The following is a 22,826-nucleotide window of genomic DNA, read 5'->3' as shown; positions in this document are numbered from 1 at the left end:
ACACTGGCACTACTTCACCCCGCTGGCAATGCCCTTTCGGCCCCGCCGCCGGCGGGGTGCGGTCCCGGCCGCCGGCCCTCGCGCCGGCCCTCGCGGGGGCCTCGTCCCGCCCAATGGCCGGCGCCGCAGCGAAACCCCGCCCAGCAAAAGGATCGCCGCGGAAAAGCACAGCGTGCCGGCAACCAGCAGCCCCAGTGACAATCCGCTGAGGGCGGCGTCTGCCGCGGGAAGGAAGACCACGACGACTGCGGCCGCCGCCAGGGCGGGCCGGCTGCGGTAGGCGTATGGCGCCGTCACCCGGTCCTCAAGGCGGCCGAAGGCGGCAGCGACGGGGAGCAGCAGGAGGACCAAGGCCAGGACCACCACGGGCCGCGACCACCACCATGCGGCGGTGCCGGCGCCGGGCTTGGGGAACGGCACCAGGAGGAGCAGCCCTGACATCGCGCCCAGCAACGGCAGATGCCACAGGTACACCGTCAGGGACCGGCTGCCCGCGACGCCCACGAGGCGGCCAATCCAGCGGACCTCGGCGAGCGACGCGAGGACCGGCCGCGCCAGCTCCATCACGGCCAGTTGGGAAACGCCCAAGAGGACCAGGGTGAGGTTGGGTGGATTGAGGTTCACCAGCATGTTGCTGGTGTACAGGCCCAGCCCCGTCACCAGGCCCAACGCAAGGTTTGCTGCCAGCGCGATGGCCAGCAGCCCGGAACGGGACAGCCGGGACGTCCAGCCGTCTGCCGCCAGGAAGCCCAGTTGCTGCACTGCGCACCACACGAACACCAGGTTCGCGTAGGCAAGGTTCGGCAGCGCCTCGCGGAGGCAATCCACGGCGACCACCAGGCCGAGGAGCAGGCCCAGCGCCAGCCAGGGGGAACGCGCATGGAGCGCCGCCAGGACCGGAATGTTCAACTGCGCCGCGAGGTAGGCGGCGAGGAACCACAGCGGCATGCCGGCGCCGGTGGCCATGAGCTGGACCACCTGAGGGTCCACCCCGAGGGCACGGGCCAACGACAGTCCCAGGACCATCGCCGCAAGCAGCGCGGTGGCCGGACGGACCAGGCGCAGGAGCCGTGCCCGGATGAACTGGGCCGCCGTCCCGCCCCGCGCCTTCAGCCGGCGCCAGGACTGCAGGCCGGTCACACCCCCGGTAACGAAGAACAGGGGCATCACCATGAAGATCCAGATGACGGGGACAAACCAGTCCTGGTCGCCAAGGGTGTTCTCCGTTGTCACGGTCCCGTCCGGGTGCAGGACCGGACTGACCATCATGGAATGGCCCACCACTACCAATGCCAGGCAGACGAAGCGGACAAGGTCGATCGCCGGATCACGGCCTGCCGTGTCCGAGTGCTTTTCGTTCCCTTGACCCCGCCGCACCGCGTGGCCTTACAGCGTCCCGGCCCTGTTCACAGCACCATTCTGCGCCTGTTGCCGGTGGTGTAGAAGGGGCAGCGGTGCCGGACTAGAGCACCGCCAGCAGGCCCAGGACGACGGCGAGCAGCGGCGTTGCGCCCTGGGTGGCGGCCGCACGGAGGTACTTGCGGCCGCTGAGGGCCAGGACCACGGCCGCCAGGAGCATGGAGCCGCAGCTTGAAAACACCAGGGTCCAGCCCGCCACGTGCTGCGCCGGGCCGGCCCCGAACACCACCAGGCCGATTCCAATCAGGGCGCCCACCGCCAGGAACAGGTTGTAAAACCCTTGGTTGTACGCCAGTGGCCTGGTGATCTCCGCATGATCCTGGGATGCGATGCTGAAGCGTTTCCAGGTGGCGGGCCGGGTCCAGGTCACGGATTCCATGGTGAAGATGAAAACGTGCAGCGCCGCGGCGAGGAAGGCAAAAAAGAGGGAGGCCAGGATCATGGCTTGATCCTAGCCTCCCCCGGAGTGGAGCCTTTCCTACCGTGCCAGCGTGGCCAGGGTTGCGGTGGCGAATTCCTTGGCCGAGTGGTTCCACCGGGCCAGCAGGCCCTGCAGGTTTTCGCCGTCCGCACGGTGGGCGGGCAGCTGGTCCTGGAGGGTGGCCAGCACGCCGGACCGCAGCTCGGTGTTGAAGTTGACCTTGCCTACGTTCATGGCCGCGGCTTTCACCAGTTCGCCGGCGGGGATGCCGGAAGCGCCGTGCAGCACCAGCGGAATGTGGACCCGGGCCGCAATGTCCTGGAGTACGTCCCAGCGCAGCCGCGGCTCACCTTTGTACTTGCCGTGGACATTGCCCACGGCAACGGCGAGCAGTTCCGCGCCGGTGCGGGACACGAAATCCTCCACCTGCGCGGAGTCGGTCAGGCCCGCAACGTCGGCGCCGGACTGGTCTGCACCGAAGGCGCGGTCTTCGTCGCCGGCCAGGCCGCCAAGTTCCGCTTCAAGCACCACGTCGGGGCCCAGCAGGGCGCGGGCCGACTTGACCAGGGCAATGTTGTCCTCGTAGGGAAGGGACGAACCGTCGGCGAGGACCGAATCCGCCCCTGCTGCGACGGCGTCGGCCATCACCTTCAAGTCGCTGGCGTGGTCAAGCTGCACGGCCACCGGAACCGCGGCCGCGTCAGCCAGGGTGCGGAGCGCCGCGATGAGCCTGAGTCCGTTCGTGGTGGCGGCGGTCTTGGGTGCCACCAGCAGGATGGCGCCGCGTCCTGATTCCTCTGCGGCACCCACCACGGCCAGTGCGGTGGTGAAGTCGTAGCAGGTGAAAGCCGGCACGGCGGAACCCTGCTGCAGGGCGGAGGTGACCAGGTGGTCCAGTCGGGTACGCATCAGGCTCCCAGGCCTCCCACCAGGATCCAGGCCACGAAGGTCAGCGCGAAGCCGGCCAGGCCCAGGATGGTGGTCAGGACGGTCCACGTCTTCAGGCCGTCCGAGACGGTCAGTCCGTAGTAGCGCACCACCACCCAGAAGCCGGCGTCCGTCACGTGGGACAGGCCCAAGGCGCCGAAGCCGATGGCGATCACGATCACAGCGATCTGGGCCGGGCTGTAGCCGCCGCCGCTGACCGCTGCGGACAACAGGCCGGTGGTGGTCACGATGGCCACGGTGGCCGAACCCTGGGCGGCACGAAGTGCCAGGGAAATGATGAAGCCGAGCAGCAGCAGCGGCACGCCGAGCGTGTCCAGGGTCTTGGAAAGCGCCCCGCCGATGCCGGAGACCTGCAGGACGTTGCCGAACACGCCGCCGGCGGCCACCACCATCAGGATGGAGGCGATGGGAGGCAGGGCCCCTTCGAAGATTTCACCGGTCTCCTTGAAGGACCAGCCGCGGCGGACCGCCAGCAGGAAGAAGGACAGCGCCACAGCCACCAGCAGGGCCAGGAACGGGTTGCCGATGAAGGCTGCCAGGCCGTAGAGGGGATCGCTCTTGGGGAGGATGAGGGTGCCGGCGGTACCCAGGAGGATCTGCACGATCGGTGCGGCGATCAGGAAGATGATCAGGCCCGGGCGAGGGGGTGCGATGGCGGCGGCACCGGGGCCGTCGTGGCCCACCTTGACCAGCGAGTCGGAACCGAACTCCTCCACCTGGGTCTTCACGGCCGGCAGCAGCTCGTAGTCCTTGCGGTTCATGATGGACGCCACCCAGTAGGACAGGAAGCCGAGCGGAATGCAGATGAGCAGTGAGATCAGGGCGATCAGCCCGATGTCGGCACCCAGCACGCCGGCGCCGGCAACGATTCCCGGGTGCGGCGGAACGGCCACGTGGATGGCAAGCATGATGCCGGCCATGGGCAGGCCGAACTTAACCGGGTGGACCTTGGCGATCTTGGCGAAGGCGTAGACAATGGGCACCAGCACGATGATGCCCACTTCGAAGAACACGGGGATGGCCACCAGGAAGCCGACGGCGGTCAGCGCCACGGCCACCCGGCGTGCGCCGAGCTTGCGGGTGAAGTGGTCGGCCAGCGACTGGACACCGCCGGAAACCTCGATCATGCGGCCCAGCACGGCACCGAGCGCGATCAGGATGGCCACCTTGCCCATGGTGCTGCCCACGCCGCCGGACACCACGGTGAAGATGTCCTGGAGCGGGATCGTGGCGGCCACGGCGACCAGGATGCTGACGGTCAGCAGGGCCACGAACGCCTGGATCTTGAAGCGGATGATCATCACCAGCAGGATGGCGATGCCAACGGCGGCGATGGTGAGCAGCAGCGGGGTGCCCAGCTCCACGGCGGGCTTGATGGCCGGAGCATCGGCCGCCCGCTGTATCAGCGGGCTCATCAGGTGGTTCACGGGAAATGTCTCCTTTGACGTGCCGGTCCGGGGCAGACGGGCATCAGGTATCACGGCGGGGATGGAACGCTGCGGAACAAAGCCGCAACGCTGGGAGGTACGACGACGGCGGAGGGGGGACCGCCGTCGTCGTACCGTTTGGGGGGAAGGCGCTTACTTGGTCCGCTTGGCCGGGGCGACCACCTTGATGACGGCGGAGTCATCGGCGGCGGCGAGGCCCTGGGCCTGGCCCAGCAGGTAGAGCTGCTCGGCGGCGGCGGCAACGGGGGCTGCCAGCCCGGCGGCGCGGGTGGCTTTGCCCACGATGCCCATGTCCTTGACGAAGATGTCCAGGCGGGACAGGACCTCGGCGCCTTCTTCGTTGTAGGCCTCCAGGATGCGGGGGCCGCGGTTGGAGAGCATGAAGGAACCGGCAGCGCCGGCTTCGAGGGCGGCGAGGGTCTTGGCCTGGTCCAGTCCCAGCGCGTCGGCCAGGGCCAGGGCCTCGGCGGCCGCGGCGATGTGGACGCCGCACAGGAGCTGGTTGACGGTCTTCAGGGCCTGGCCGTCGCCGGGGTTGTCACCCACCACGGTGAGCGTGGAGGCCAGCAGGTCCAGGGCCGGCGCGGCCTTTTCGCGGGCTTCGGGGGACGCGCCGACGACGATCAGCAGGTCGCCTTCGCCGGCGCGCTTGGGGCCGCCGGACAGCGGGGCGTCCACCAGGTCCACGCCGTATTCGGCCAGCTTGGCCACGGTGGCGGGGATGGCGTCGGTGCCCACCGTGCTGCCGAGGATGACGACGGCGCCCGGCTCCAGGACGGAGGCCACGCCGTTTTCGCCGAAGAGGACGTCGTTGAGCTGCTCGCCGTTGCGGACGGCCAGGAGGACGGCGTCCGCGCCCTTGGCGGCTTCGCGGGCGGTGGTGAAGGTGGCAATGCCGGATTCTTCGGCGAGCTTGAGGCGGGGCTCGGCGATGTCGAAGCCGTGGACAGTCAGCTGGGAGGCCAGGCGGGTGGCCATGGGCAGGCCCATGGCGCCGAGGCCCAGGACGGTGACGGTGTAGTTGCTGGTCATGGTGTTCTCCGTTGAATTTGTTCGGAACTCTTAGAACTTGTTGCTGAGCTTGCGGGTGACCTGGGCCAGGGAGTCGTCGTCGCCCACGTTGCCGGCGAACACGATGTACGGGATGCCCTTGGCGGGGCCGTCCACCGGTTCCCAGAGGCTGACGATGCCCGGGAGCATGGGACCGCGGACAATGCCGTGCCGGATTTCCAGGCCGTGGGCGGCGACGTCGGAGGACGTGATCCCGCCCTTGGCGATGACGAACCGCGGCGGGAAGGTCTTCAGGGTGCGGTTGACCACGTCCACGACGGCGGCGGAGACCGTGCGGGCGATCCGCAGGCTTTCGGCGGGGTCGTCCGTCTTGATCAGCAGGCGGCTGGTGTGGACGATCACGTCACCGGCGTGAAGGGCCTCGACCACGGCGTCCACCGTGCGGTCCAGGTGCTCCATGGCGTCGGGGTCGGCCGTTCCAGTTTCGGCGGCGAGGAGCTTCTCGACGTCGATCTCGATGATGTGCGCCGAGCTGTGTTCGGCGGTGAGGACGTTGAGCTGGCGGGTGGTCAGGCCGACGTGCGAGCCCACCACGATCAGGCCGCCCGCCTCCGACGGGGTGTTGCCCGCGTAGGCCTCTTCGGAAGTCAGTGCGGTGCGGACTTCCTGGCCGATGCGGCCGCGGACGAACGGCGGGCCCACTCGGTACAGGAGCTTCTTGCCGCGGCGTTCGGCCTCTTCCAGGCCCAGCGCCAGGGCACGGAAGTCGTTCTCCGTGACGATGTCCGCCACGATGGGCGTGGAGTCCGTTGCGGGCTCGATGGCGTCCGCGATCGCCTTGGCGGAGATGGCCGGGTCCTGGGCGGCGGCGCCGGCACGGATGATGTTCAGGTCCAGGACGACCACTGAGTCCGCGGGGAACCTGCCCTGGGATTTCTCGGCGACATAGTCGGCCATGACGGAGGTGCTGAAGCCGAAGGACGCATCCCTGGCGAATTCGGTCTCGGAGACGGGGAGCACAGCGCCCTTGGCGTCACCGGTGCCGCGCATGTAGTGGACGCCGCCGATGGTGAGCCGGCCGGCGTCGGGGAATGCGGGGACCAGGACCACGCCGTCGGTCTTCTCTCCGCTGACCTCCGCAACGGTGGCCGCGATGACGTCAGGCTCCAGCGGGTAGTGGCCGCGGAGGGTGGAGTCGCTGCGGCTGACGAATCCCAGCCGCAGGGCGTCGGGCGATCCTGCTGCGGTGAGGGCGTTGCGGACCACTTCCTCATTGCGGGCTGCCGCTTCGGCGGGGTCGAGGGACCGGGTGTTGGTGAGGACGTAGACCGCGGGTTTCCCCTGCGCAAAAGCCCAGGTGAAGTCCTCCACGTCCCACTTGGTGAGCACGGGGAGGTTTGCCACGGACTGGGTGCCGGTGGGGTCGTCGTCGAGCACCACCAGGACGCGGGAAACCTCTGCGTTGGAAGCGGCCAGGGTGCCGGCAACGAGTCCTGCGGGGATCTCGAGGTCTGCCGGATAGGCGGCCAGAAGGTCTGCTTCAAGCGTCAACGTGCACTCCATTGTGTAGCGATCCGGGACCCGGATACTGATGTAAAGGTAACTGTAAGATGTCTGACATCTTGCATTTGAATGTTAGTGTGGCACACGGCATAAAGACGCGCAAGTAGACTTGTCTGACATATCCGCCGGGCGTGGGCCGGAAGCAGGAAGCGGGGGAACCATGGCAAGGAAATCGCTGGTCGGCATCGTGGCCGATGAGCTGCTGGACCGCATCATCGAAGGCGAGTTTCCGCCCGGCGCCACGGTTCCCGGCGAACTGGAACTCAGCGCCCGCCATGAAGTCAGCCGCATGACGGTCCGTGAAGCCATGAAGACGCTCCAGGCCCAGCAGATCCTCAGCGTCGAACGCGGGCGGGGGACGTTCGTCAACCCCCTGAGCCGGTGGACATCGCTGGAAGCGGTGCTGCGGGCGGCATCGGAGGGCAAGAACGACGCCGACGCCTCCATCCAGCTCATCGAGCTCCGCCGGATGCTGGAAACCGGAGCCTGCGAACTTGCCGCCGGACGCATCTCGGAGGAGGACATTGCCTCCTTGTTCGCCTACGTTTCCGCCATGAAGGCCGCCAACAGCATCAACGACGTCGCAGCGTTCGTCGAGGCCGATCTCGGCTTCCACGACGTCATCCTGCGCGCCTCGGGGAATGTCTTCGTCTCGGTCCTGTTCGAGCCGCTGCACCGCGTCCTGGAAAAGCGCCGCGCCGAGACTTCGGCGGTACCGGCCATCCAGGAACACGCCATCGGGCATCACCAGAACATCGCCGTGGCCCTCGAGTCCCGCGACCCGGCCCGCTCCCGCACCGCCATGGACGCCCACATGCAGCAGACCCTGGACGACCTGCGGAACCTGGTCCTGCCCGCGAAGTGAGTCCGCGGGCGGCCTGTATGAAGGGGTTCCGCCCCTCTGGTCAACGCTCTCGCAGTGCCACTAGGCTTCAGGAACGGCCCGCAACCGGGAGCAACGATGATCACGAGGAGCGAAGTTGTCCAACCACACGTACAGCATTTCTGAAATTGTCGGCACCTCCACCGAAGGCGTGGACGACGCGGTCCGGAACGGGATCGCCAAAGCCTCCCAGACCCTCCGGAACCTCGACTGGTTTGAGGTGAAGGAAATCCGCGGCCACCTGGAGGAAGGCAAGGTCGCTGACTGGCAGGTAACCATCAAACTCGGCTTCCGGCTGGAAGATCACTGAGCACTCCAGCCTTAACGCCGGGAGGTCGTGAAGCACTGGCTTCACGACCTCCCGATTTCAAGCTTGGTGCCCCGGGCTCGTGCCTTAGTTGGCTGTTCCCGGGCTGCGGCGCCGCCAGACTGTTGGAACGCCGTCGAACGCGGGGAAAACCTGGCCTTCGAAGAAGGACAGGACGGTGCGGGAATCGGAGTCCGGGCTCCAGAGTCCGGAGGCCGGGCAGTGCGAACCCGTGGCTGTGGACGTGGCGCCGGCGGAAGCCTGGCGTTCCTTCAGCAGTGCGATGCGTTTCATCGTTGAGACCATCCTGGGGTGATAAGAACCGGGCGGGAAAGCTTGCTCTTCAACCCTAGGAAACAGCCGGCCGAAGCCCAATGGGCGGCTGGCCAGAATCGGTGCCATTCGCTGGACGAATGTACAGTTACCGCGCCCTTGCCGCCCCGCTTAGTCCGCCGGGCCGCCGTCGGCCACCGTGGCTGCGTCCCGCAGCGTGCTTGCATCCCCCGCACCAGGAGCACTGGGCGCACCCAGGCTGCCAAGCAGGGCCAACGCGTCCGACGACGGCGAGCCCGGACGGGCCGAATACACCCGCAGCATCTGGTCGGGATCCTCCGGCAGGACCAGGTTCTCAAAGTTCAGTTCCAGGTCGCCCACCGCCGGATGGTGCAGCCGGACAGTTCCCGCCGCCCTGGTGGCCACCCGGTGCCCGGCCCACCACTGGCGGAAATGCTCGCTGTTCACGGCCAGCTCCCCCACCAGGTGGTTGGCCTGGGGATCGTTGGGATGCCGGCCCACGTCGAGCCGAAGGGACCCGGCGGCTTCGGCAGCCACTGTCTTCCAGTCCCTGAAAAGCTCCCGCGCCGCTGGATCAAGGATGGTCCAGCGGGTGAGGTTCCGCTCCGCCGGAGGCAGTGCCGGAAAATCGGTGAACAGCAGGAACGCCATCCGGTTGCCGGCCAGGACATCGCTGCGCCGGCCCAGTACCAGGGCGGGAACCTCCCCCACCGCGTCGAGGAGCTGGCGCAGCGCGGGCCGGACACCCTGCGCAGCCGCCGTGCCGGCCTCGCGCGGACCACCGGCGCAGTTCTCCAGCAGGTCCAGCATGTGCGCGTGCTCGCTGCTGTCCAGCCGCAGCGCCCTTGCCACGGCGTCCAGGACGGTACGTGAGGGGTGGATGTTGCGCCCCTGCTCCAGCCGGACGTAGTAGTCGGTGCTGACCCCGGCCAGCCGCGCCACTTCCTCCCGCCGCAGGCCCGGAACCCTGCGGGCACCGGTGCTGGGACCCGTTCCGGCAACCTCCGGACTCAGCCGGGACCGCATGGCTTTGAGGAATTTTCCGAACTCGGCGCTTTGACCCATGCAGACCATTCTGCCCGGGAAGGGTGCCCCGCTCCACCCAAAGGGTAGGACTGGGAATCCTAGGACAAACAGGAACAGCCTTGCCTGCTGACTTGTCAGGCAAAAGTGCATAGGCTCAAGAGTGAGCCAGCGGAAACCGCTTTCTTCGTCGAGCAGCCGGCACCGATCCACCTCACCATCGTCCCAGGAGCACACCCATGTCAGAGCTGACACTCAACAACGGCGTCACCATCCCGCAACTTGGCTTCGGCGTTTTCCAGGTTCCGCCGGAAGACACCCAGCGCACCGTGGAGGACGCCCTCGAGGCCGGCTATCGCCACATCGATACCGCCGCCGCCTACCGCAACGAGGCCGGAGTGGGTGCGGCGCTGGCCGCCACCGGCATCGCCCGCGACGAGATCTTCGTGACCACCAAGCTGCGCAACGGCGAGCAGGGCCGCGCGCAGGAGGCGTTCCAAAACAGCCGCAAAGCACTGGGCCTGGACTTCGTCGACCTCTACCTCATCCACTGGCCGGTCCCCTCACAGGGATTGTTCGTCCAGGCGTGGAAGGAGATGGAGCGGCTCTACCAGAACAAGGAAATCCGCGCGATCGGGGTCTCGAACTTCTTGTCCGACCACCTGGACACCCTGCTGGAGTCCGCCGAAACCGTCCCCGCCGTCAACCAGATCGAACTGCACCCCAGCTACCAGCAGGCGGACCTCGCCGCAAAGTGCCGGGACCTGGGCATCGCCGTGGAGGCATACAGCCCGCTGGGCCAGGGCGGGGACCTGAACGGAAACGCCGTCACCGCGATCGCCGGCGCCCACGATGCCACCACCGCCCAAGTGGTACTCGCCTGGCACCTGGCCCAGGGAAACATCGTCATCCCCAAGTCGGCCAACCCCGGCCGGATCCGGGAAAACTTCGCGGCATCATCGCTCACGCTCTCCACCGACGAACTGGCCGCCATTACGGCACTTGAGTCCGGTGCCCGCATCGGGTCCGATCCCGCCGTCGCGGCCTTTACCCAGATGTAGGTTTCGACAAGCCCAACCACCGGGCCGACTAGCTCCACACCGAAAGGATCTTCCGTGCAGTACACCCACTTGGGCCGCTCCGGCCTGAAAGTTTCCCGCCTCTGCCTTGGCACCATGAACTTCGGGCCGCAGACGGAGGAAGCGGACGCCCACAGCATCATGGACTCCGCCCACGCGTCCGGCATCAACTTCTTCGACACCGCCAACGTGTATGGCGGGGCAGACCACCGCGGCTGGACCGAGGAAATCATTGGGCGCTGGTTCGCCAAGGGCGGCGAGCGCCGGGAGAACACCGTCCTGGCCACCAAGCTCTACGGCACCATGACGGACCGGCCCAACGAGTCCAAGCTCTCGGCACTGAACATCCGCAGGGCCCTGGACGCGAGCCTCAAGCGGCTGCAGACGGACTACATCGATGTGTACCAGTTCCACCACATCGACCGTGACACACCGTGGGACGAGATCTGGCAGGCCATCGAGGTGGCGGTGCAGCAGGGCAAGATCCTGTACTCCGGCAGCAGCAACTTCGCCGGCTGGCACATCGCCCAGGCCCAGGAGGCGGCGCGGCGCCGGAATTACACCGGGCTGGTCAGCGAACAGTCCATCTATAACCTGTTCATGCGGCAGGTGGAGCTGGAAGTCATCCCGGCGGCGCAGCAGTACGGCCTGGGCCTGATCCCTTGGTCTCCGCTGCAGGGCGGCCTGTTGGGCGGCGTGCTGAAGAAGGAGCGCCAGGGCGTGCGGCGTACCGAAGGCCGTGCCGCCGAGACGCTGAAGAAGCATGAAGACCAGATCCGCCAGTACGAGGACTTCGCCGACGAACTGGGGCACGAACCGGGCGACGTCGCACTGGCGTGGCTGCTGCACCAGCCCGCCGTGACCGCCCCGATCGTGGGCCCGCGCACGCAGGAACAACTGGATGCTGCCATCCGCGCCCTGGACGTCACTCTCGACGCAGACGCGCTCAAGCGGCTCGACGACATCTTCCCCGGCCACCGCACGGCACCGGAAGACTACGCGTGGTAAATCCCCTTGCGGCCGGCACGGTGGCGCCAAGGAACCTCCTCTTCGTCGGCGGCACCGGGGTCATCAGCGCGGCGGCGGCAGAACACGCCGTCGCGCTGGGCCACCGGCTGACCATCCTGAACCGGGGCCAATCCACCAGGCCGGTTCCGGACGGTGCCGAAGTGCTGCACGCGGACGTCCGTGATGCGGCCGCCGTCCGTGAGGTGCTGGGCGGCAGGGAGTTCGACGCCGTGGCGGACTTCATCGCCTATACCCCGGACCAGGCGCAAACCAGCATGGAACTGTTCCGGGACCGGGTGGGCCAGTACGTCTTCATCAGCTCCGCCTCCGCCTACCAGAAGCCGCCCACCAGGCTGCCCATCCTGGAGTCCACGCCGTTGAAGAATCCCTTCTGGCAGTACTCCCGGGACAAGATCGCGTGCGAGGAGCTGTTGTTCCGGGCTTACCGGGAAGAGGACTTTCCGCTGACCGTGGTCCGGCCGTCGCACACTTACGACCGCACCAAAATCGCCATGGTGGGCGGCTGGACGGACATCCACCGGATGCGGAGCGGGCTTCCGGTCATGGTGCATGGCGATGGCACCTCACTGTGGACGCTGACGCACAGCAAAGACTTCGCCAAGGCGTTTGTTGGCCTGCTCGGAAGGCCCCAGGCGGTGGGCGAAAGCTACACCATCACCTCCGACGAATACCTGCCGTGGAACCAGATCTACCGGCTGTTCGCCCGGGCGGTCGGCGTCCATGAACCCGAGCTGGTGCACGTGGCATCCCAGACCATCGCCGCGCACGACCAGGAACTGGGGTCCAACCTGCTGGGCGACCGGTCCCACTCGGTGGTCTTCGACAACACCAAGATCAAATCCCTGGTCCCGGACTACGCGGCCACCATCCCGTTTGCGGACGGAGCCCGGGAAATTGTCCAGTGGTACGACGCCCACCCGGAGCTGCAGCAGGTCAACGAGGCCTATATGCAGCTTTCGGACAAGCTCACGGGCTGGGCCCGGCAGGGCGCCTGATCCGTACCTGCCGTCGTGGCCGGCCCTCCGCACCATCCCGCGGCAGGCCGGCCACATTGCCGCTGTGCTAGATTTCGGCGCATGACCTCACCCCCTCCCAGCCATCCTGCCGACGGGCCTGTTGCCGCCGCCATCGAACTCCTGGCGAAGCAGGGTTTCGATGCAACGTCTGTTGAGGAACTCGCGGAAGCCTCGGGCATGAGCCGCAGCACGTTCTTCCGGAGGTTCGGGTCCAAGGAGGATGTGGTCTTCGCTGACCATGAGCGCATCCTGCAGCAGGTGAACAACCGGCTGGCGGACTCGCGGCTGGAGCCCTTGGCGGCCGTGGCGGACGCGGCACTCCTGGTGTTCGACCACCACGTGCGGAACCGCGTAACATCCCTGGCCCGGTACGGGCTCCTGCAGGCGGTGCCGGCCCTCCGGGACCGGGAACTGGTCACCTCCCACCGGTATGAGCGGGCGTTCCTGCGGTACCTCAATGCCAACCTGCCCAAGGACGGCCGACGCGAGTACGCGGCCGTTGCCTTCGCCGCAGCCGTGGTGGCCGTGCATAACGCCTTCCTCCGGCAATGGCTTCGCGCGTCCCCCGCGCCCGGGGAATCCGGGCAGCCTGACAGGGCGCGGGCGGCAGCCCTGGCCAGTGAACTCGCAGCGCTGGCCGAAACGTTCCGGCCAGCCCTCCTCGGTCCTGGCGCCACTGTTGACACGACGGAGCAAAAGGCGGCCACCGTCGTCGTCACCGTGCTCGCCGGCCCGGCGGACAAAGATGCCATCGCCCAGGCGGTCCGCGATGCCTTGCCCTGACGCCCGGACGCGCATTTGGTACGGAGTTTCTTGACGTGGAACTGCGTTTCAGTGCATTCTTAGTCGATGCGGCGTGAGCCACATCACCCGGGCGGCCCGCAGCCGCCGCTGAACCAGAGGATGCAGACATGACGACGACGTCGCCCAGCCCAGCACCCACCGTCACCGGCGGTGCGCCGGACTTCCCTGCCGGGACGGTGGAACCCGAGTACCTTCTCACCGATGCCCTCGGCACCGATCCCGCCTCGGTCTTTGCCGGCATCGACACCGAAGACCGGAAGTACTGGGACCGCGCTCGCCGCTTCGTCCAGGAGGAAGTCCTCCCTGTCATCGACGGCTACTGGGAGCGCGGTGAGTACCCGCTGCACCTCCTCCACCGCCTCGGTGAGCTGGACCTGCTCCGCGACGGCATCGCCGTAGACGGCTTCGAACCGATGAGCAGCATGGCCGCCGGACTCGTGAACATGGAAATCAGCCGCGGGAACGGATCCGTGGCCACCATGATCGCGGTCCAGGGCGGCCTCGCCCTGCGATCCGTCGCGGAGTGCGGATCCGAGGAGCAGATGGAACGCTGGCTCCCGGCGATCGCCCGCGGAACCGAGTACGCAGCCTTTGCCCTCACGGAGCCCACCCATGGATCCGACTCCGTAGCCCTGGAAACCACGGCGACCCGCACTGACGGCGGCTTCCTGCTCAATGGCGAAAAGAAGTGGATCGGCAACGGCTCCATCGGCGGCGTCAGCGTTGTCTGGGCGCGCGGCGATGACGGACAGGTGCACGGCTACCTGGTCCCCCAGGATTCCCCCGGCTACGCCGCCACCAGGATCGAGGGCAAGCTGGCCCTTCGCGCCATCTGGCAGGCCCACATCCGGCTGGAGAACGTCTTCGTGCCCGAAAGCAACGTCCTGCCGGGCGCACGCACGTTCAAGGACACGGCCCGCGTCCTGTTGGCGACCCGGCTCGGTGTGGCCTGGTCCGCCGTCGGGCATGCCACCGCCTGCTACGAGACGGCCGTCCAGTACGCCAAGCAGCGCAAGCAGTTCGGCCGGCCCCTGGCCGCCTCCCAGATCATCCAGGAGCGCCTGGCGCGGATGCTCAGCGAACTGGCCACCATGCAGCTCATGGTGGTGCAGATGACCCGGCTCGACGAAGCCGGAACGCTGACCCCGGAGCAGGCCTCGCTGGTCAAGTACACCTGCACCCGGACGGCCCGCGGGATCGCCTCCAATGCCCGCGACCTGTTGGGCGGCAACGGTATCCTGCTGGCCAACCGGGTGGCCCGGCACCTGGCCGATATCGAAGCGATCCATACCTACGAAGGCACCGAAACCGTGCAGGCCTTGATCATCGGCCGCGGCATCACAGGCGTCTCCGCCTTCGCCTGACCCCTGCCGGCCGACCTTGGCCGCCCCATCGTCCCGAAAGGACTGTTCTTGAACCAGAACGCCAATATCCCCGTCATCCTCGGCGGCGCCCGGACTCCCTTCGGCAGGTTCCGCGGCGGCCTCACCCCCTTCTCCTCGAGCGAGCTGGGCGCCCACGCGATCCGGGCCGCGCTGGAACGGACGGGCGTGGCCCCGGAACTCATCGGAGCCGTCATCGTGGGGCAGGTCATCCAGGCCGGGGCCGGCCAAGGCCCGGCGCGGCAGGCCAGCCTGGCCGCCGGCATCGGCTGGGACGTTCCCACAATCACCATCAACAAGCTCTGCCTGTCCGGCCTGACGGCAGTCATTGATGCCGCCCGGATGATCCGCACCGGAGAAGCCGACTTCATTGTCGCCGCAGGCCAGGAATCGATGACCAACGCCCCGCACCTTGTGCCCGGGCTTCGCGCCGGCGTCGTCATCGGCGATGCCCCCATGCTGGACTCACTGAACCACGATGGGCTCCAGGACCCGGTGAGCGGCAAACTGATGGGCGAGGCAACCGACGCCGGAAACGTCGAACGCGGGATCACCCGTGCCGAGCAGGACGCCGTGGCCGCCCGCTCCCACCAGCGCGCCGAAGCGGCGCGCGCTTCCGGTGTCCTCGCGGAGGAAATCGCGCCGATCCAGGTACCGCAGCGCAAAGGCCCCGCCGTGACCCTTGAGCACGACGAGGGCATCCGGCCGGACACCACCGCCGAATCGCTGGCGCAGCTCCGGCCTGCCTTCTCAAAGGATGCCGCAGCCACCATCACCGCCGGCTCGGCGTCGCCCCTGTCCGACGGTGCGGCGGCGCTGGTGATTGCCAGCAAGTCCGCCGCCATCGCCGCGGGGCTGGAATGGATCGCCGAGATCGGCGCGCACGGCCAGACTGCCGGCCCGGACGGATCGCTGCACTCCCAGCCCGCCCGGGCCATCGAGCGGGCCCTCAAGGTCGAGGGCCTCAGCACGCAGGACCTCGACTTGGTGGAAATCAACGAGGCCTTCGCCTCGGTCCTGATCCAGTCCGCGAACGATCTTGGCATCGACGCCGAAACGGTAAACGCCGAAGGCGGGGCGATTGCCCTGGGCCACCCTGTCGGCGCCTCGGGCGCCCGCCTGGTGCTGCACCAGGCGCTGGCGTTGAAACGGCGCGGCGGCGGCACCGGCGTCGTAGCCCTCTGCGGGGGCGGCGGCCAAGGCGACGCCCTCATCCTCAAAGCCTGACCCTCCCACCAGCGCGCCACTCCCACCAAAGAAGCAGGCCATGAACACCAACAACTCCGCTGACGGTTTCGCCACCATCTCTGTCGCCGCCATCCTGGCCGAATCGGCACACCGGACCCCGGACAGCATTGCCCTCGTCGTCGGTGAGGACCGGGTCAGCTACCGGGACCTGTGGAGCCATACCCGCGCCTATGCCGGCGCGTTGCGGGCCCGCGGCATAGGTCCGGGAGACGCCGTCGCCGTCCTGATCCCCAACGTTCCGGACTTCGCACGGGTCTACTACGCCATCCTGTCGCTGGGCGCCATCGTGGTCCCTGTGCACGCCCTGCTCAAGGCCCGCGAGATCGAATATGTCCTGCAGGACAGCGGGGCCGGGCTGCTGATCTGCGCTGCCCCGCTCCTGGCCGAGGGCTCGGCGGGCGCTGCTGCCAGCGGAGTGGACGTGGTGACGGTGTTGGCGCCGGACGACGACGGGTTCCCCCGGCTGGAGACGGAGGCCGCGGCCGCCGAACCCATCCGGACCTATGAACCCTGCCGCCCCTCGGACACGGCCACCATCCTTTACACCTCAGGCACCACGGGCAAACCGAAGGGAGCGCTGGGCACTCACTTCGCCCTGGTGGAACAGACAAGCGTCCTGCTCACCAGCGTGATGGATTTCCGCCCCGGCGACGTCCTGTTCGGCGGACTGCCGCTCTTCCACACCTTTGGCCAGACCGTTGTCCTCAACACGGGACTTCGTGCCGGCGCCACGATCGTCCTGATGCCGCGATTCACCGGTGCAGATGCCCTGCAGCTGCTGGCAAAGCACGACGTGAACATCTTCCTCGGCGTGCCCACCATGTACGTGGCTCTCCTGGAAGCCGCCAAGTCAGCGCCTGAACGGCCGAAGGCCCTGCGGTACGGCATCTCCGGCGGGGCCTCCCTTCCGCTGGCCGTGATGGACCGGTTCCGCGACGTCTTTGGAGTGGAAATCCATGAAGGCTACGGCCTCACCGAGACCTCCCCGGTGGCTGCGTTCAACCATGTGGGCACTCCTCCGCGGCCGGGAACCATTGGGGTCCCGATCTGGGGCGTGGACATCGAGATCGCCCGTCCCCAGACGGTGGAAAGCATTGAACTGCTGCCCAACGGGGAACTGGGCGAGCTCGTGATCCGCGGACACCTGCTGATGAAGGGCTACCTCAACCGCCCGGAGGCAACGGCGGAAGCCGTGGTGGACGGCTGGTTCCGCAGCGGTGACCTTGGGACAAAGGACGACGACGGCTACCTCACCATCGTGGACCGCAAGAAGGACATGATCATCCGCAACGGATACAACGTCTATCCGCGGGAGGTGGAGGAAGTCCTGCTGACGCACCCGGCCGTTGTCAGCGCCGCCGTTTACGGAATTCCGCACGAGGTGCATGGGCAGGAGATCGCGGCCGCAATCGTGCTGGACCCGGGAGCCACCGTGAGCGAATCCGAACTGATCGAGTTCGCCAGCACCCGGCTGGCGGCCTACAAGTACCCGCGGGTGGTCAGGATCCTCTCCGAATTGCCCCTGGGACCAAGTGGAAAGATCCTCAAACGGAAACTGGCCGAGGACGCCGGCTAAGCCTGCGGCACCCGGGCGGCCGTGCACGATATGGGAGAGACTGGTGGAATGACACTTGCACCGCTCATCCCCCTCAATGACGGCAACAGCATTCCCCAAATGGGTCTTGGCACTTGGCCGCTGGACGACGACCAGGTGGCTGCCGCCGTCGTACAGGCCGTGGAAGCCGGGTACCGGCACATCGATACCGCGGTGAAGTACGGGAACGAACGCGGCGTGGGCAACGGCATCCGGGCGAGCGGCCTGGACCGCAGCGAGCTGTTCATCACCACCAAGCTTGACGGTGAGTTCCAGGGCCACGACCGCGCCGTTGCGGGGCTGGAAGGCTCGCTGAAGCGCCTGGGCCTGGATTATGTGGACCTGCTGCTGATCCACTGGCCCCTCCCGGGCAGGGACCAATACATTTCCACCTGGCAGACGTTCGAGCGGCTGCAGGCGGAGGGGAAGGTCAAGTCCATTGGGGTGTCCAACTTCAAGCCGCCGCACCTGGAGCGCCTGATGGCGGAGACGGACGTGGTGCCTGCGGTCAACCAGGTCCAGCTCAGCCCTGCAATTACCCGGACCGCTGAGCGCGAATTCCATGCCAGCCACGGCATCGCCACGGAATCCTACAGCCCGTTGGGTGGATCCGGAGCGGGTTTGCTGGGTGCCCCCATTCTGGCGCAGCTGGCCGAAAAACACGGGAAAACACCGGGCCAGCTGGTCCTGCGATGGCACATACAAAACGGATTGGTAACGATTCCCAAGACCTCTTCCCCGGAGCGGATGCGGGAGAATCTGGACGTGTTCGATTTCGCCCTGGATCCGCAGGATCTAGCGGAACTTTCGGTCCTGGACGAGGGTCCCGGCGCCGGCAACGATTCCGACAAAACCGGGCACTAGAAACAGCCTGGACAGCACTTTTCCCAAAACAGGTTGGCAAATAGATAGTAAGCATGATTACTATTGAGCCAGAAGGATGAAGTGCCTCCGGGACCCGGAGGCCTCCTCTACCTAGGAAGAGAGCAACAAATGGGATTTATTGCATTTCTGATTCTCGGACTTATCGCTGGTGCGATCGCTAAGGCGATCCTCCCGGGCAGGCAGGGTGGCGGCTGGGTCGTCACGCTGATCCTGGGCGTTGTTGGTGCGCTCCTCGGCGGCTGGCTGGGCGGAATGATCTTCGGCAGTGGACTGCAGGAGTTCTTCTCCATCCAGACGTGGCTGCTGGCGATCGTCGGCTCGCTGATCGTCCTTGCCATTTACGGCATGGTCACTCGGCGCAGCGCCCGCTAACAGCTCGGGCAAGCCAGGAAGCCGGCTTGGGGACATCCTCCCCAGGCCGGCTTTCATTTTCTCCGGCAACGGGTGCCCCCGCGTATGCCGGAACTGACAACCCTCTCGCAGAGCAGGAGTTCATCGTGAAAAACAAGCTTCTTTTGGGTGTGGGCGTGGCTGTCGGCTACGTTCTCGGCTCACGGTCCGGCCGTGCAGCGTACGACAAACTGAAGGCGCGCGCGGCCGGCATCTGGGACAGCAAGCCGGTCCAGGACAAGGTCGCCGCAGCCACGGAGGCCGTCAAGGATAAGGCCCCTGAAGTGGCCGACCAGCTCGGCGAAGCCGCCCGCAGGGCAGGCACCGTGATCGGCTCCGCAATTCACCGCGACGCTGCGTCCGACGGGAGCCGGACCTCCGCCACCGTTCCCGGCACCTCTCCGACTGACAGCGCGGCGGGGCTGGGTGAAGACCACATTCCCGCCCACAGCACCCACCCGGAGACCACCAACCTTGGCACCTCGGACGCGACCGGACGTTAGGCCTGACTCCAGGTCTTCGCCATAATTCAGTGCTGCAGCCGTGTGACAAGCACAGCCGGCCAGTGTTGTGCTACAACTGAATCGCCTTGCTGGCCGTCGCGATCCTTGGGGGACGCGGCGGCCGGCATTGTTTTAAGCGCGGCGGGGTCATTTCCAAAGGGCAGAATTCCTGCGCCGCGGCGGTACTTAGCCCCTGCCGGTCCCGGTCAGGGCGCGCCCTGCCACCACCGTCGCGTCCAGGTCCTCCGAGCGGACCGTCTGCGTCCGGAAACCGCTCCCGGACAGGATGGCAGCTGTGCCGGCCGCTTGGCGATCACTGGTTTCGATCAGCACGTGTCCTCCGGGTGCGAGCCACTCGATGGAGCCGGCGGCAACGCGTCGGTGGAAGTCCAGCCCGTCCTCGCCGCCGTCCAGTGAAGCCACCGGCTCGTAGAGCCGGGCTTCGGGCGGCATGGTCCTGATGGCCCCGGTGGGCACATAGGGCGCGTTGACGGCCAACAGCCCGACCCGGCCGTGCAGCGAGGAAGGGAGTGCCTCGAACAGATCGCCCCGGTGGACGCGACCGCCAAGGGGCCCGATGTTTCGCATCGCACACCGGGTAGCGGTGGCGTCGATGTCAGCCGCGTGCAGCTCCACACGGGGCAACGCGTAAAGAATGGCCGCCCCCACGGCGCCGGACCCGCAGCACAGGTCAACGACCACCGGAGGTACCGCCAAGGACCAGCCGGACAACAGTGCCACAGCGTGGTTGGCCAGCAGCTCAGTGCGGCGCCGGGGTACGAAAACCCCGGCCTCAACACCAATGCGGCGGCCCGCGAACTCCGCCCAGCCCAGCACGTACTCCAGAGGCACCCCCTCGACGCGCCGCTGCACATTCCGCGCGAGCTCCGCCGGCCCGGACGCTTCCGCCAGCAGCAGCCGGGCCTCCTCCTCGGCGAAAACGCAACCGGCCGAGCGCAGGAGGGTGACGATGTGGTCGAAGGCCCGGGTGGGGTGGCCGGCAACAGCGCTTGATTCAGGAACTGGCATATCGACGCCTCTCAGGTGAATCAGCAGGGAAACCCGCGGCGGGGCCCTTCGTCAATGAAGACCAGTCAGGACCCGTGCAGGGCCCCCTCCACCACCGCGAGCAGCGAATTGAACCTCTTGTTGGCCGGGAGGTCGTCCAGGAAGACCGGTTTGCCGTCGGGGCCGCCCAAGGGCACCTGCCAGTTGGGGTACAGCGCTTCGGTGGTCCCGGGCTGGTTCTGGACCCGCCGCTCCCCCACCGCATCCACCAGGGCCACGCCGAGCAGTACCGAGGGCGCCTGGGCCAGCAGCAGGTGCAGCGCCTCGATGGTGTTCTCCTCGGCACCGGGTTCGCCCGGTCCGGTGGCATTCGCCTCGGTGAGATAGCCGCGTTCGCGCAGCAGGGCGAACATCTTTTCCAGCGACGCGTTGTGTTCGGCCCGCTCGTCCTCCTCGGAGCGCTCCAGCAGGCCAAGACGGCTCCGCAACGCCACATGGTCCCCGGCGAGGTAGCCGGCGGTGGGCGGGAGGTCGTGGGTGTTGACGCTGGCGAGTGCCTGCGTACGGTACTTTTCGGGCGCCAGCGGAGAGTCGCCGTCGTACTCGAACCACAGGATGGACGTGCCAAGGATGCCGCGGGCAGCGAGGTAGTCACGCACCCACGGTTCAAAGGTTCCCAGGTCCTCCCCGATCACCACGGCACCGGCGCGGTGCGCTTCGAGGGCGAGGATACCGATCAGGGCCTCATGGTCGTACCGGACGTAGGCGCCGTCCCCCGGCGCGTTGCCTGCGGGGATCCACCACAACCGGAACAGTCCCAGGATGTGGTCAACGCGGATACCGCCGGCGTGCCTGAGCACGGTGGCCAGCATGTTGCGGAACGGCTCGTAGCCGGTTTCGGCAAGCCGGGTGGGGTGCCATGGCGGCTGGCCCCAATCCTGGCCCTGCTGGTTGTACATGTCCGGCGGCGCGCCCACGCTGGTGGCCGGCGCCAGCACGCCGCGCAGCGTCCACGCGTCGGCACTGCTGTGGTCCACCCCCACGGCGAGGTCGTGCACCACTCCCAGCCGCATGCCGGAGCGCAAGGCTGCCTGCTGGGCTTCTTCCAACTGTTCGTCGCAGATCCACTGCAGCCAGCGGTGGAAACCGATCCGGTCAGCCAACTTCTCCCGCAGCGCCTCCGCCTCGCGTGTTCCGATGGCGCAGGCCGGATCTGTCCAGAGCGGATCGTCCGGCGCGAGGTCCTCCCTGATGGCGGACCAGAGGGCAAAGTCGTCCAGGCCGCTGCCGGAGATACGGCAGAACTCGTCGAACGCCGCCTGCCGGGCCGGCGAGCGCCGGGTGTGGTACAGCATTTCCAGCGCCTGCAGCTTCGCCGCGTAGACGGCATCGCGGTGCAGCCGGGCCCCGTCCCTGTTCAGCCCGGCGACTTCCTCGTGCAGCTTTTCCAGCGCCGCCCGTTTGCGCGGCCGCAGGTAGGCAAGCTCGGGGACCGCCTCAATGCGGATGTACAGCGGGTTGAAGAACCGCCGCGTGGACGGTGAGTAGGGCGAGGGCTGGACGGGCGGAACCGGCTCCGCCGCATGCAGGGGATTGACCAGCACATAATCGGCGCCGCGCCCGCCACTGATCGCCGCCAGGTCCGCCAGGTCCGCGAAATCGCCGATGCCCCACGAACGCTTGGACCGGACCGAATATAACTGCGTGGCCAAGCCCCAGCCGCGCCGCTCCATCAGGGGCGCCGCCGTGTCCAGGCGCGCCGGCGTCACCACCAGCGTGGCGGTGGCCGTGGCGCCGTCGGAGTCGGCGTGTAGGGTATGCCAGCCCAGCGGGAGGTCCGGCGGCAGGGAAAAGGTGGCGCGTCCGGTGGGGATGCCGTCGACGTCCCGGGGCTGGACCCAGACGTCCTGCTGGGCCGCCTCCAGTGAGCCTGCGCCGCCTTCGAGGGTGACCATCAGCCGCGCCGTTGCGCCGTCCCAGACATGGACCGGAACCTGGGCGGCCTCACCCTGCTTGATGACGACGGCGGGCGGCAGCATCCGCCGCCATGGCGCCAGTTCCGCTTCCGCCAGGGCAGCTTCGATGTGCTGGTTCGTATGGGCCTGCACACCCAGGGCGGCGAGCACCTTGATCAGCGTTGCCGCGGCGACGGAGTGCGGGAGCCCGTCCCAGCCTTGGAAGGACGTGCCCACCCCGTGCGCATCCGCCAACTGCTGGAGCAGGTGCGGATCCACCGGCGCCTGGGCGGCGGGCGGGTCTGCGGGCATGTTTGGCCGTGGTGCGTGCTGCTGGTCTGAAGCCGTCATGGGTGTCCGCCTCGTCTGTGATGGTCCCGAACTTACAGTGCTGCCTGTTGCCCCGGGAGCTGACACCCCAGTGCACAACCGTTGGTTCAGATTATTGCAGGGGACGGCCGGGGAGAAACCCGGGTTCCGGGTGGTGGCGGCCGCCATAAAACGTCATCCTGCGGCGCTCCGGTTACTCCATGCGACGAAAAGAGAAGCACTAAGGCGGAATTCTGCGGCCGCCCGCGGAATCTGTGTAGCGTCATGACGATCCACGGCGCGGCAA

General features: G+C 67.5%; 21 protein-coding genes and 1 pseudogene. 12 read left to right on the top strand and 10 right to left on the bottom strand.

Features of this window, described 5'->3' with window-relative positions:
• Positions 1–9: 9 nt before the first annotated feature.
• The 6 genes and pseudogenes from QRM95_RS06090 to QRM95_RS06065 form a co-directional block, all read right to left on the bottom strand.
• On the bottom strand, positions 10–1,377 hold the full coding sequence (locus QRM95_RS06090) for an acyltransferase family protein (RefSeq protein WP_285246902.1): 1,368 nt from the start codon (positions 1,375–1,377) through the stop codon (positions 10–12).
• A gap of 85 nt (positions 1,378–1,462) precedes the next feature.
• Positions 1,463–1,861, bottom strand: coding sequence for a DUF1304 domain-containing protein (locus tag QRM95_RS06085; RefSeq protein ID WP_285246901.1), 399 nt, complete (start codon positions 1,859–1,861; stop codon positions 1,463–1,465).
• 36 nt (positions 1,862–1,897) lie between these two features.
• Positions 1,898–2,749, bottom strand: coding sequence for a class II fructose-bisphosphate aldolase (locus QRM95_RS06080; RefSeq protein WP_285246900.1), 852 nt, complete (start codon positions 2,747–2,749; stop codon positions 1,898–1,900).
• Positions 2,749–4,215 carry a GntP family transporter gene (locus QRM95_RS06075; RefSeq protein ID WP_285246899.1) on the bottom strand — a complete coding sequence of 489 codons (1,467 nt, stop codon included), beginning with the start codon at positions 4,213–4,215 and terminating at the stop codon, positions 2,749–2,751. The genes QRM95_RS06080 and QRM95_RS06075 overlap by 1 nt, the downstream gene beginning before the upstream one ends.
• A gap of 159 nt (positions 4,216–4,374) precedes the next feature.
• Positions 4,375–5,268: pseudogene (locus QRM95_RS06070) on the bottom strand (NAD(P)-dependent oxidoreductase); the annotation flags it as partial.
• 30 nt (positions 5,269–5,298) lie between these two features.
• On the bottom strand, positions 5,299–6,798 hold the full coding sequence (locus QRM95_RS06065; RefSeq protein ID WP_285246897.1) for a four-carbon acid sugar kinase family protein: 1,500 nt from the start codon (positions 6,796–6,798) through the stop codon (positions 5,299–5,301).
• Between the two features lie 172 nt (positions 6,799–6,970).
• Here QRM95_RS06065 and QRM95_RS06060 point away from each other — a divergent pair, with 172 nt between their 5' ends.
• Together QRM95_RS06060 and QRM95_RS06055 are read left to right on the top strand one after the other, a co-directional pair.
• Entirely contained in the window at positions 6,971–7,675 is a 705-nt protein-coding gene (locus tag QRM95_RS06060; RefSeq protein WP_285246896.1) for a FadR/GntR family transcriptional regulator, read from the top strand.
• A 115-nt stretch (positions 7,676–7,790) separates the two neighbouring features.
• Positions 7,791–8,003, top strand: a complete 213-nt coding sequence (locus QRM95_RS06055) for a dodecin (protein WP_018763734.1) — start codon at positions 7,791–7,793, stop codon at positions 8,001–8,003.
• Between the two features lie 84 nt (positions 8,004–8,087).
• Here the strand turns inward: QRM95_RS06055 and QRM95_RS06050 are convergent, their stop codons facing one another.
• A complete protein-coding gene (locus QRM95_RS06050; protein ID WP_018763735.1) occupies positions 8,088–8,294 on the bottom strand; it encodes a hypothetical protein in 207 nt (68 codons plus the stop codon).
• A gap of 150 nt (positions 8,295–8,444) precedes the next feature.
• On the bottom strand, positions 8,445–9,359 hold the full coding sequence (locus tag QRM95_RS06045) for a helix-turn-helix domain-containing protein (protein WP_285246895.1): 915 nt from the start codon (positions 9,357–9,359) through the stop codon (positions 8,445–8,447).
• 197 nt (positions 9,360–9,556) lie between these two features.
• Here QRM95_RS06045 and QRM95_RS06040 point away from each other — a divergent pair, with 197 nt between their 5' ends.
• From QRM95_RS06040 to QRM95_RS05995, 10 genes are all read left to right on the top strand, one after another.
• Positions 9,557–10,378: an aldo/keto reductase gene (locus tag QRM95_RS06040; protein ID WP_285246894.1), complete on the top strand. Its 822-nt coding sequence runs from the start codon at positions 9,557–9,559 to the stop codon at positions 10,376–10,378.
• A 54-nt stretch (positions 10,379–10,432) separates the two neighbouring features.
• On the top strand, positions 10,433–11,404 hold the full coding sequence (locus QRM95_RS06035) for an aldo/keto reductase (RefSeq protein WP_285246893.1): 972 nt from the start codon (positions 10,433–10,435) through the stop codon (positions 11,402–11,404).
• Positions 11,398–12,420 (top strand): NAD-dependent epimerase/dehydratase family protein, encoded by a 1,023-nt coding sequence (locus tag QRM95_RS06030; RefSeq protein ID WP_285246892.1) that lies wholly within the window; start codon positions 11,398–11,400, stop codon positions 12,418–12,420. The genes QRM95_RS06035 and QRM95_RS06030 overlap by 7 nt, the downstream gene beginning before the upstream one ends.
• A gap of 81 nt (positions 12,421–12,501) precedes the next feature.
• Complete coding sequence (locus QRM95_RS06025; protein WP_285246891.1) at positions 12,502–13,224, top strand: TetR/AcrR family transcriptional regulator; 723 nt, start codon at positions 12,502–12,504, stop codon at positions 13,222–13,224.
• Positions 13,225–13,352: 128 nt separating this feature from the next.
• A complete protein-coding gene (locus tag QRM95_RS06020) occupies positions 13,353–14,609 on the top strand; it encodes an acyl-CoA dehydrogenase family protein (protein WP_285246890.1) in 1,257 nt (418 codons plus the stop codon).
• Positions 14,610–14,657: 48 nt separating this feature from the next.
• Positions 14,658–15,854, top strand: coding sequence for an acetyl-CoA C-acetyltransferase (locus QRM95_RS06015; protein WP_285246889.1), 1,197 nt, complete (start codon positions 14,658–14,660; stop codon positions 15,852–15,854).
• Between the two features lie 40 nt (positions 15,855–15,894).
• Positions 15,895–17,451, top strand: a complete 1,557-nt coding sequence (locus QRM95_RS06010; protein WP_285246888.1) for a long-chain-fatty-acid--CoA ligase — start codon at positions 15,895–15,897, stop codon at positions 17,449–17,451.
• Positions 17,452–17,499: 48 nt separating this feature from the next.
• Positions 17,500–18,333: an aldo/keto reductase gene (locus QRM95_RS06005; protein WP_285246887.1), complete on the top strand. Its 834-nt coding sequence runs from the start codon at positions 17,500–17,502 to the stop codon at positions 18,331–18,333.
• Between the two features lie 129 nt (positions 18,334–18,462).
• Positions 18,463–18,726 carry a GlsB/YeaQ/YmgE family stress response membrane protein gene (locus QRM95_RS06000; RefSeq protein ID WP_018763745.1) on the top strand — a complete coding sequence of 88 codons (264 nt, stop codon included), beginning with the start codon at positions 18,463–18,465 and terminating at the stop codon, positions 18,724–18,726.
• A 125-nt stretch (positions 18,727–18,851) separates the two neighbouring features.
• Entirely contained in the window at positions 18,852–19,247 is a 396-nt protein-coding gene (locus QRM95_RS05995; RefSeq protein ID WP_285246886.1) for a YtxH domain-containing protein, read from the top strand.
• 186 nt (positions 19,248–19,433) lie between these two features.
• Here QRM95_RS05995 and QRM95_RS05990 read toward each other — a convergent pair whose 3' ends face one another.
• Positions 19,434–20,276, bottom strand: coding sequence for a putative protein N(5)-glutamine methyltransferase (locus tag QRM95_RS05990; protein ID WP_285246885.1), 843 nt, complete (start codon positions 20,274–20,276; stop codon positions 19,434–19,436).
• 65 nt (positions 20,277–20,341) lie between these two features.
• Positions 20,342–22,561: a 4-alpha-glucanotransferase gene (gene malQ / locus QRM95_RS05985; RefSeq protein ID WP_285246884.1), complete on the bottom strand. Its 2,220-nt coding sequence runs from the start codon at positions 22,559–22,561 to the stop codon at positions 20,342–20,344.
• Positions 22,562–22,826 lie beyond the last annotated feature (265 nt).

The organism is Pseudarthrobacter sp. efr-133-R2A-89, from assembly GCF_030209315.1.
Lineage (GTDB): Bacteria > Actinomycetota > Actinomycetes > Actinomycetales > Micrococcaceae > Arthrobacter.
Note: the sequence above shows the minus strand (reverse complement) of the source record. Positions and strands in the feature narration are given on the sequence as shown.

Coding starts and splice junctions, on each gene's coding strand:
- QRM95_RS06005 (WP_285246887.1), top strand. CDS start 17,500: ATGACACTTGCACCGCTCATCCCCCTCAATGACGGCAACAGCATTCCC.
- QRM95_RS06060 (WP_285246896.1), top strand. CDS start 6,971: ATGGCAAGGAAATCGCTGGTCGGCATCGTGGCCGATGAGCTGCTGGAC.
- QRM95_RS06020 (WP_285246890.1), top strand. CDS start 13,353: ATGACGACGACGTCGCCCAGCCCAGCACCCACCGTCACCGGCGGTGCG.
- QRM95_RS06010 (WP_285246888.1), top strand. CDS start 15,895: ATGAACACCAACAACTCCGCTGACGGTTTCGCCACCATCTCTGTCGCC.
- QRM95_RS06000 (WP_018763745.1), top strand. CDS start 18,463: ATGGGATTTATTGCATTTCTGATTCTCGGACTTATCGCTGGTGCGATC.
- QRM95_RS06080 (WP_285246900.1), bottom strand. CDS start 2,749: ATGCGTACCCGACTGGACCACCTGGTCACCTCCGCCCTGCAGCAGGGT.
- QRM95_RS05990 (WP_285246885.1), bottom strand. CDS start 20,276: ATGCCAGTTCCTGAATCAAGCGCTGTTGCCGGCCACCCCACCCGGGCC.
- QRM95_RS06045 (WP_285246895.1), bottom strand. CDS start 9,359: ATGGGTCAAAGCGCCGAGTTCGGAAAATTCCTCAAAGCCATGCGGTCC.
- malQ (WP_285246884.1), bottom strand. CDS start 22,561: ATGACGGCTTCAGACCAGCAGCACGCACCACGGCCAAACATGCCCGCA.
- QRM95_RS06050 (WP_018763735.1), bottom strand. CDS start 8,294: ATGAAACGCATCGCACTGCTGAAGGAACGCCAGGCTTCCGCCGGCGCC.
- QRM95_RS06040 (WP_285246894.1), top strand. CDS start 9,557: ATGTCAGAGCTGACACTCAACAACGGCGTCACCATCCCGCAACTTGGC.
- QRM95_RS06025 (WP_285246891.1), top strand. CDS start 12,502: ATGACCTCACCCCCTCCCAGCCATCCTGCCGACGGGCCTGTTGCCGCC.
- QRM95_RS06085 (WP_285246901.1), bottom strand. CDS start 1,861: ATGATCCTGGCCTCCCTCTTTTTTGCCTTCCTCGCCGCGGCGCTGCAC.